Origin of the sequence: Nocardioides sp. CPCC 206348 (assembly GCF_048654705.1) — a bacterium.
GTDB lineage: Bacteria > Actinomycetota > Actinomycetes > Propionibacteriales > Nocardioidaceae > Nocardioides.
In genome coordinates this window covers 57569-66438 of sequence record NZ_JBMCZA010000162.1, presented here as the reverse complement: position 1 = coordinate 66438, position 8870 = coordinate 57569, and the positions used below count along the sequence as shown (strand labels likewise).

Here is an 8870-nt window from a genome sequence, read left to right as displayed (position 1 = left end):
TGCCATGACGCCGCGTCGCACACGGACGTTTCATGGCTACATCAGCGCTCGGGCCTGGTCCTTTTCCATCATCACCCCCTTACTCCCTAAGGACTTCGCATGCTCCGCACCATTGACCGGCTCCGCGCCGCCCGTCGCGACAACCGCGGCTTCACCCTCATCGAGCTCCTCATCGTGATCATCATCCTCGGCGTGCTCGCCGCGGTCGTGGTGTTCTCGGTTCGCGGCATCACGAACAATGCTGCAGAGTCTGCTTGCAAGACTGAGTTCCGTACGGTTGAGACTGCCATCGAGGCGTACTACGCCGACGGTCTCGGTGACCCCGCTAACCTCCAGGACCTCGTTGACGAGGGCTTCCTCAAGGCGGTTCCGACCGACTACGTCACGGGCCTTGGTACGAACACCGCTGGCGACCCGATCGCCACCGGGGTGGACTGCACCACCCTCTGAGTTCGGCTTCTGACATGGAGGGTCGCCGCTCCGGCGGCGGCCCTCCTTCGGCCTCTAGGTGAGGAACCATCGGATGTTCCACCACGTGCACCGCATCGGTGACCGGATCGATCAGTTGCTGGCCGCCCTCTGGGAGGTCAAGGGAACGGACCTGCTGCTTACGGTTGGACTCCCGCCGATGCTGCGGGTGGACGGCTCGCTGGCGCCAGTCCCGGGTCAGTCCGCGCTGACGGCTGAGGAGACCGAGGCCCTGCTCGCGGAAGTACTCAGTCCGGAGCAACAGGCCGCTTGGGCGTCCAAGCACGAGTACGATTTCTCTTTTTCGTGGCGCGAACACGCCCGAATCCGCGGCAATGCCTTCACCCAGCGCGGCCTCACCGCCGTCGCGCTGCGGATGATCCCGCGTCAGGTTCCAACTCCCGATGACCTTGGCTTGCCTCCTGCGCTCCGCGAGCACGCGATGAAGCACCAGGGCTTGATCCTGATGACCGGACCGACGGGCTCGGGCAAGTCGACGACGTTGGCGTCGCTGATCGACCTGATCAACACCAACCGTGGCTGCCACATCATCACGGTCGAGGATCCGATCGAGTACGTCCACGACCACAAGATGGCGGCGGTCAACCAGCGTGAGGTCGGCACCGACACCAAGAGTTTCCCCAATGCGCTGAAGTCAGTCCTACGTGAGGACCCCGACGTTCTGTTGGTCGGCGAGATGCGCGACCTCGAGTCCATCGCGTTCGCGCTGACCGTGGCCGAGACCGGCCACCTGGTCTTCGCCACCCTGCACACCAACGACACGGCGCAGTCAGTCGGCCGCATGATCGATGTCTTCCCGGCTGAGCAACAAGCCCAGATCCGAGTGCAACTCGCTGCGGCGCTCAGTTGCGTTGTGTACCAGCGGCTGATCCCGCGGGTCGGCGGCGGAATGATCGCGGCTTTTGAGGTACTCGTGGCCACTCCCTCGGTGCGCAACCTGATCAAGGAAGGCAAGACACACCAGTTGCGAAACTCGTTGGTTACTGGTGCTCAAGACGGGATGATCACGCTGGAAAAGTCGCTCTCACAACTGATCCAGGAAGGCATCGTGACCGAAGAGGATGCCGCCGCGCGCAGCCTCTACCCCAAGGACATCGAGGCCCGCCCGCGGTTCACCGCCGGCGTGGGCCGGTAAGGGCGTAGCTCCACATGCGGTTGAAGGGCAAGCACAGCAAGGTCGAGGCGCCGATCCTGGCGCCCCGGACCGACGAGGACGACGAGCGGATCGGCCGCATCCTCGTGGGTGCCGGCCGAGTCCAGCCCTATCAACTGGACGCGGTACGCGCCCAAGAAGGTGGTTCGCTGGCGACGAAGTTGATCGACGCCGGTCACATCTCTGACGACATCTTGGCCAGCACGCTGGCAGAGCACCACCAAGTCGGTGTTGCCGACTTCCGGGCGCTGACGCCGGATCCGGACGCGGTTGCCCTGCTCACCCGTGACCAGGCGAACGCCCTCGAAGCGCTCCCGGTCGCCTCTGACGAGAACAGTGTCACGGTGGCGCTCCTGGATCCCTCGCCGGAGCGCATCCAGGCGCTGGCGACCGTGATCGGTCGTGGTGTGCGTCCCTTGGTGGCCACACGACGCGACCTCGAGCGCGGGATCGCGACGTCGTACCGTGCGACCGGTGAAGTCGGCGGCCAGATCCAAGCCTTCGAGGCTCGCGATGTGCTCCGCAGAGAGGCAGCTGGCCTCGACACGGTCAGCGTCAACGAGGACGCTCCCGTCGTCCAAGTTGTGCGCAAGGTCATTACTCAGGCTTTGCGTGACCGGGCTTCCGATATTCACGTGGAGCCGGCGGGTGAGCGCGTGAGGGTGCGTTTCCGGATCGACGGAGCTCTCACGGAAGTGTTGGACCTGCCTGGTTCGATCGGTCCCGCCATCGTGAGCCGGATCAAGATCCTAGGCGGAATGAACATCGTTGAGCGCCGGCGCCCCCAAGACGGTCAGATCAGCATGGAGGTCGACGGTCGTGATCTCGACATCCGCGTCTCGACGACGGCGGTGGTCGGTGGCGAGAAGGTCGTCATGCGACTCCTTGACAAGAGTCGATCGCTCTTCAAGCTGGAGCAGCTCGGCATGCCCTCGGACACCGCTGCGCGCTACTCCCAACTGATCCGCTCGCCGTTCGGCATGGTCATTTGTGCCGGACCCACCGGTGGCGGCAAGACCACGACGCTGTACGCATCGTTGGGGGAGCTCAACACCCCCGAAAAGAACCTGATGACCATTGAAGACCCGGTTGAGTACACCTTCGATTCGATCAATCAGATCCAGATCAACGAGGCGGCGGGAATCACCTTCGCCGGCGGGCTGAAGTCCATTCTGCGCCAAGACCCGGACGTGATCTTGGTCGGCGAGATCCGCGACGTTGATACCGCTCGGATCGCCGTGCAGTCGGCGCTGACAGGCCACTTCGTGTTGTCCTCGCTGCACGCTACGGAGGCAGTATCGGCGCTCTATCGCCTCTTGGACATGGGCATTGAGGCATTTCTCATCGCGTCCTCGGTGACGGCGGTGGTGGCCCAGCGACTCGTTCGTCGCAGTTGCACGTCTTGTCTGTCGCCGTTCGAACCGTCCCCAGAGGAGCTTGCCTTCGTGCGGAGCTTTGGCGGGCAGGAGCCGATCGGAGGCTGGAGACACGGGACCGGGTGCCACTTCTGCGCGCACACTGGCTACCTTGAGCGGATCGGTGTTTACGAGATGCTCGTCGTCACCGACGAGGTCCGTGAGCTGATCGTCGACCACGCGCCGCACGATCAGATGCGCAAGCTCGCGCAGGCTCAAGGCATGCGTACGCTTCAAGAGCAAGCGGTCCGGCTTGTCAGCGACGGGACCACCACTGCCGCTGAGGTCATGCGCTCGATCTATGTGGCGGGGGTCTGATATGCCGAAGTTCGCGTACGTCGCTGTGGATCTGGACGGGCAGCGCATCAAGGGCACGCACAAGGCTGCCAGTCGGTCCGACGCCGAAGTCGCTCTGTTTCAACGTGACCTGCGGGACTTGCGTGTCACCGAGCGGAAGAGTGTCTTGCAGTACGAGATCTCCGGCCCGCGCATCAAGCGCGAGCACGTGATGCACTTGTCGCGACAGATCGCTGCGTTCCTCCGTGCCGGACTCCCGATCCTGGACGCCGTCCACTCGATCGGCCAGGAGAGCGACAACTCATCCCTGCGACGGATGATGCACGAGATCGAGGACGGCTTGCGCACCGGGGAGCGCTTTTCGGACACCCTGGAGCGATATCCCAAGGTGTTCCCGGAGTTCTACCGCGGCATCGTCCGGTCGGCGGAATTGACGGGCGAACTCGACACTGTGCTGTCGAGGCTGGCGATCTATATCGAGCGCGATCTTGAGGCGCGACGAAAGATCAAGAGCGCCATGATCTACCCGATCGCCGTCGCGATCATGTCCGTGGTGACCGTGCTTGTGCTGGCGCTGTATGTGTTGCCGAAGTTCGAGGACTTCTTCGCTGACCTCGACGCCGAACTGCCATTGCCGACCCGGATGTTGCTCGCCTTCACCGACTTCCTCGGCGAATGGTGGTGGGCTCTGTCCGCGGGATTTATAGGCATTGTTCTGCTCTTCGTAATCTCCCAGCGGTTCTCTCGCGGCAAGTATGTTTGGCACGCCTTTTTGCTGAAGGTTCCGGTACTGGGCGAGACCATTCAGTACGCCTTGGTCGAGCGGTTCTGCCGGGTGATGGCCTCGATGGTGGGGGCCGGTGTCAACTTGCCGGAGGCAATTCGGGTTGCGAGTGATTCGCTGAAGAACAGGGTCTTCATCAAGCGGCTCAACGGCGTGACCGAGCAGATGCTTGAAGGTCAGGGCATTGCCGGCCCGCTGGCTCGCACCGGGCTCTTTCCCGGGACAGCAACCGCAATGCTTCGCGTCGGCGAAGACACCGGATCCATGGACACCCAACTTGAGGTGACCGCCGAATACTACGAAGACGAGCTCGATTACAAGATCAACAAGTTGACGGCGCTATTCGAGCCCATTGTGATCGTTGTCATGGGAGGCATCGTCGGCTTCGTGGCTGTGGCGCTCGTTTCCGCGATGTACGGCATCTTCGATCAGGTCGAACTCTGATGGACGGCCACGACCGGGGCGACGGCTTCCGCTCCGATCGGGGCGCGACGCTGATCGAGGTTCTGGTCGCTCTCTCGATCTTGAGCGTGGCGGCGGTGGCGATCCTCGCCGGCCTCCAGCTGAGTATCAAGACCTCCGACATTCATCGCAAGCAGTCCACCGGCGGGGCCTATGTGCGCAGTTACGCCGAGGCCATCGAGACCTTTCTAGATGACCCGGACAACTACGTTAGGTGCGCCTCTGCTGCTGACTACGCACCCGACGAGGTGGACTTCGATGTACCCGACGGCTATGAGGCGTCCATCGAGCAAGCCTTGCCACTATCCGGTGACGGGTCGGTTGCTGCCGGTGCGTGCCCTGGCGCCGACACCGGCCTGCAGCGGATCCGGGTCATTGTCAAGAGCGACGACGATCGCGCCGTAGAGAAGTTGACGATCGTTGTTCGCAAGGCCTGCGGATCGGGGTCCTCGTGCTCGTGAGAGACAGATTGCCAGGTTCGCGTCGGGCGGACAGTGGATTCACGCTGATCGAACTACTGATCACCGTTGCGATCATGGGTGTCATTATCTCGGCGCTGGCGGGGGTCGTCATCAGCTACTTCAGAAACATCGCCGACACTCAGTCGCGTCTCACTGAGTCCCAGGATGTGCAGTTCGCCGCTACGTATTGGCAGCGGGACGTCGCCAGTATGGGTGTTCGGATCTACGACGAGACGACTAAGACCTTTCCGCTGCAAGATTCCATCAACACCACCCCGGCCTGTGCCTTGCCAGCGGGTGACGTCGTGGTGACTTTGGCGTGGAGCGAGTTCACCTCGCTGGACTCCACCGATAACGGCGAGGTGGTCACTGTCAGCTATGTGGCGACGGGCGCCAGCGCGCCCTACGAGCTCGTCCGAGTGCGCTGCACTGAATCGACCATCGACTCGTCGGTCGAAGTAGCACACAGTCTCACCGAACCGCCGAACGCAACCTGCGTCCCGGCTTGCAGTGGTACTCCCGAGGTCGTCGACCTAGACCTTTCGGTGCTTGACCCTGATGGCAACGGCACGGTCGCGTACTCGGCGACGTTGTCGGGCGAACGGAGACAGTCATGACTCGCGCTGGCGTCGACAGGTTTGGTCGGGGACTCTGGAGACGGGCCGATGACCGCGGAGCGATCTTGATCATCGCGATGTTCATCATCACGGTGGTTGCGTTGGTGACCGGCGCTGTACTGACTCGCGGCGACGGAAGCTTGCGGGCCACTGTCGCCCTGCGAGATGTCGCACGATCCTCATACACCGCGGACGCTGCGGCCCAGGTGGCGATCAACGACCTCCGCACGGGTTACAACATTGGCACCGGTGAGCCGAGTCCTTGGTACTACACAAACGAGCTCGGCACTGGGTGCTTTGGTTACAACGGGAGTGGGCCGACAAGCATCCCAATGACGACGCTTACCCTCGACAATCTTGTCCCGCAGCAGTCCAACGAAACGCAGGACACCATGTCCGCGGCCGTGGTCTGTGGCCCGGAAGACGCGACGGGAGCCCAAGGCACAGCGGTTCCCATCAACAACTCGAACAAGCCTGGAAACGCGATACTGACGCTCGGTACCAGCGCAACTGAGAACGGTTTCACCTTCAAGACGAACGGCAGCGCAGGCGCATTCAGGGTTCGGGGCGGCATCTGGTCGCACTCGAACATCCTTCGCGACAACAACGGCACCCTCGAGTCGACTGAGAGCATTCGCGCTCGCACCGGCTGCAGCCCGATGAGCGCCATGTCCGCTCCCACCGTGAATTGCTTCTCCGGGACGGCTCCTGCAGACCCGAACTACGCCAATGAGCTCAGTGCTACCGGCCGTACCATCGCTGATCTCGAGTTGCAGATTCCGCCAACGACGTGCCCCGGCAACTCGGTGACCCTCCAGCCTGGCATCTACGACGACGCCACGAAGCTCAATGCGTTGACACCCAACGGCGGCGGTAACTGCTTCATTCATTTCCAACCAGGCGCGTACTACTTCGACTTTCACAACAGTTCCGGCGACCCATTATTCGACTCTGACATCGTGCCTAGCGCCGGCAATGTGTGGGCGATCAACTCCGGCACCATCGTCGGTGGAGCGTTGACAACGGACAATACGGTGCCGGGACGATGCGTCAACCCGATCGACGATGTCAATGCCGACGGCGTCCAGTTCATCTTTGGTGGCGACAGCCGGATGGTGGTGGACAAGGGCGCGGTGATGGAGCTTTGCGCGACCTATCACAGCACCCGCCCGCCCATCGTCATATACGGCCAGAAAACCGGCACTGCAAGTTCCACGACATTGTCTGGAGTAACGGCGCTCACTAGCACCGCGGTCACCATCCCGGGCTCCTTCCTGCAGGCCACGGCCGCCAACGTCCAGGCAGCCGACGGCAACCAGGCGACGAACGCCAACCTCGCTTACTGGCAACGCGACAGCACCGGAGCAAACAGCGCGCAGCCGGGAACGATGACGATGACCGGCTTCGCGCCGGGTACGAATCTGCCTAAGGGCACAGTGTTGACCGGGGCACGACTCAAGGTCACGCATCGTTCCACCGGCAACGCCAACGCCTTCACTCTGACGCCTAACCTCGGTACTGGGCCGATCAGCTACACGATGCCGGCCCGGGGGACACTTGGTACTGAAGATGTGGATCTGTCCGCGCGAACCGGATGGGGTGCGTTTCAGAAGGCGGTCCACGACAGCGGCTTCAGCGGGGCATCCTTCAAGTTCGATGCGTCCCTCGGCAGGAACCAGATCTCCCAACTTGATGCTGTCCGCCTTGAGTTGACCTATTACGTGCCGCAGATCCGGGCCCAGTCAGGCAGCGTCACGACGCCTGGCGGCCTGCCGGTGGTTCAGGCGTTGGGCAACAGCACATTCTTCTACGCACAAGGCACCACATATGTGCCGTTGGCAAAGATCGACCTCGCCCTGAACAACATCAACGAGTCTGTCTTCCGATTCGGCGTCATCGCCCGTGCGCTTGACGTGTTCGAAACGGCATCCTTCGGGTACACCGGCGCTGTGATTGAACTACCTGACAACTCCCCGGGCTTCGGCTTCGAGACGACGCTCGTTCGCCTCGAGGTATATGTCTGCCCCGGTGCGACGTGCACAGTTGCAACAGGGAAGCTCGCACTCAAAGCCAGAGTGAAGGTCTTCGACGATGGGGCGGTGCCAGGTCCGCCTCATCGGCAAGTCACGATTCTGAACTGGAGTCACACGCGCTGAGCGAGCACGAGCTTCTCTCGGTCGTCGTCCCGATCTTCGCTGGCCTGCTCGGGCTCGCCATCGGGTCGTTCCTCAACGTCGTCGCGCACCGCGTTCCGGCGGGGGAGTCGATCGTCAGCCCGCCGTCGGCGTGCCCGAAGTGCGGGCACGAGATCCGGAACCGGCACAACGTGCCGGTGCTCGGGTGGCTGGTCCTGCGGGGGAAGTGCTTCGACTGCGGGGAGCCGATCAGTGCGCGGTACCCGCTCGTCGAGCTCGGGACGGGTCTGGCGTTCGCGTTGGTCGCGCTGCGGCTCGGCACCGACGAGCAGGGACTGCGGTTGCTGCCGGCGTACCTCACCTTCGTGGCCATCGGGATCGCGCTCGCGCTCATCGACCTGGACGTCCAGCGTCTGCCGGACAAGATCGTCCTGCCGTCGTACGTCGTCCTGGCGGGTCTGCTGCTGATCGACTGGGACGGGGGAGCGCTGCTGCGCGCGCTCGAAGGCGCGGCGATCCTCGGTGCGTTCTTCTTCATCGTCTGGCTGATCGCGCCCGGGGGCATGGGCTTCGGCGACGTGAAGCTGTCCGGGATCGTCGGCGGGATGACCGCGTACCTGACGTGGGGGACGTTCCTCGTCGGCGCCTTCATGGGGTTCCTGCTCGGCGCCGTCGCCGGGGTGCTGCTGATGGCCGGCGGCAAGGCCGGGCGCAAGAGCGCGGTGCCGTTCGGGCCGTTCATGATCCTGGGCGCGTTCGCCGCGATCCTGGGGGCCGGGGGCCTGGGGGACTATTACCTGGAGTTGATCGGGTACTAGCACACGACCAGCGGAAGTGTGGACATCGGAAAAGCGGGATCGGCACAAGGCACGCCGGGGTGATGGAATGTCTTCAACAGGCCGTGGTGGTCGCGATCCCGTGCAGTGTCCCCTGCATGGAGCGGCCGCCACGGCCTGATTTGGTGAATCAGTACCAAGCCTGCCTCGTTTTACCTGCGGTGTGACCGGGAGTTTGTTCAAAATTTCTGCGGCGTGGGGGTTTCCCGCGGGTTCGAACA

8 protein-coding genes are annotated in these 8870 nt (G+C 63.0%); all 8 read left to right on the top strand.

What is annotated here, in order from left to right; translation table 11 throughout:
• Positions 1 to 99 precede the first annotated feature (99 nt).
• The 8 genes from ACOADB_RS12365 to ACOADB_RS12330 all read left to right on the top strand — a co-directional run bounded on the left by ACOADB_RS12365 (position 100) and on the right by ACOADB_RS12330 (position 8631).
• Entirely contained in the window at positions 100 to 450 is a 351-nt protein-coding gene (locus ACOADB_RS12365) for a prepilin-type N-terminal cleavage/methylation domain-containing protein (protein WP_378598765.1), read from the top strand.
• A gap of 73 nt (positions 451 to 523) precedes the next feature.
• Entirely contained in the window at positions 524 to 1624 is a 1101-nt protein-coding gene (locus ACOADB_RS12360) for a type IV pilus twitching motility protein PilT (RefSeq protein ID WP_378598762.1), read from the top strand.
• A gap of 14 nt (positions 1625 to 1638) precedes the next feature.
• Positions 1639 to 3375, top strand: coding sequence for a GspE/PulE family protein (locus tag ACOADB_RS12355; protein ID WP_378598759.1), 1737 nt, complete (start codon positions 1639 to 1641; stop codon positions 3373 to 3375).
• A 1-nt stretch (position 3376) separates the two neighbouring features.
• Positions 3377 to 4582 carry a type II secretion system F family protein gene (locus tag ACOADB_RS12350; protein ID WP_378598756.1) on the top strand — a complete coding sequence of 402 codons (1206 nt, stop codon included), beginning with the start codon at positions 3377 to 3379 and terminating at the stop codon, positions 4580 to 4582.
• Positions 4582 to 5061 (top strand): type IV pilus modification PilV family protein, encoded by a 480-nt coding sequence (locus ACOADB_RS12345; protein WP_378598752.1) that lies wholly within the window; start codon positions 4582 to 4584, stop codon positions 5059 to 5061. Before ACOADB_RS12350 ends, ACOADB_RS12345 begins: the two co-directional genes overlap by 1 nt.
• A complete protein-coding gene (locus ACOADB_RS12340) occupies positions 5052 to 5678 on the top strand; it encodes a type II secretion system protein J (RefSeq protein ID WP_378598749.1) in 627 nt (208 codons plus the stop codon). Before ACOADB_RS12345 ends, ACOADB_RS12340 begins: the two co-directional genes overlap by 10 nt.
• Positions 5679 to 5743: 65 nt before the next feature.
• Complete coding sequence (locus tag ACOADB_RS12335; RefSeq protein WP_378598746.1) at positions 5744 to 7834, top strand: hypothetical protein; 2091 nt, start codon at positions 5744 to 5746, stop codon at positions 7832 to 7834.
• Positions 7816 to 8631, top strand: a complete 816-nt coding sequence (locus ACOADB_RS12330; RefSeq protein WP_378598768.1) for a prepilin peptidase — start codon at positions 7816 to 7818, stop codon at positions 8629 to 8631. The genes ACOADB_RS12335 and ACOADB_RS12330 overlap by 19 nt, the downstream gene beginning before the upstream one ends.
• The last annotated feature ends 239 nt before the right edge of the window (positions 8632 to 8870 follow it).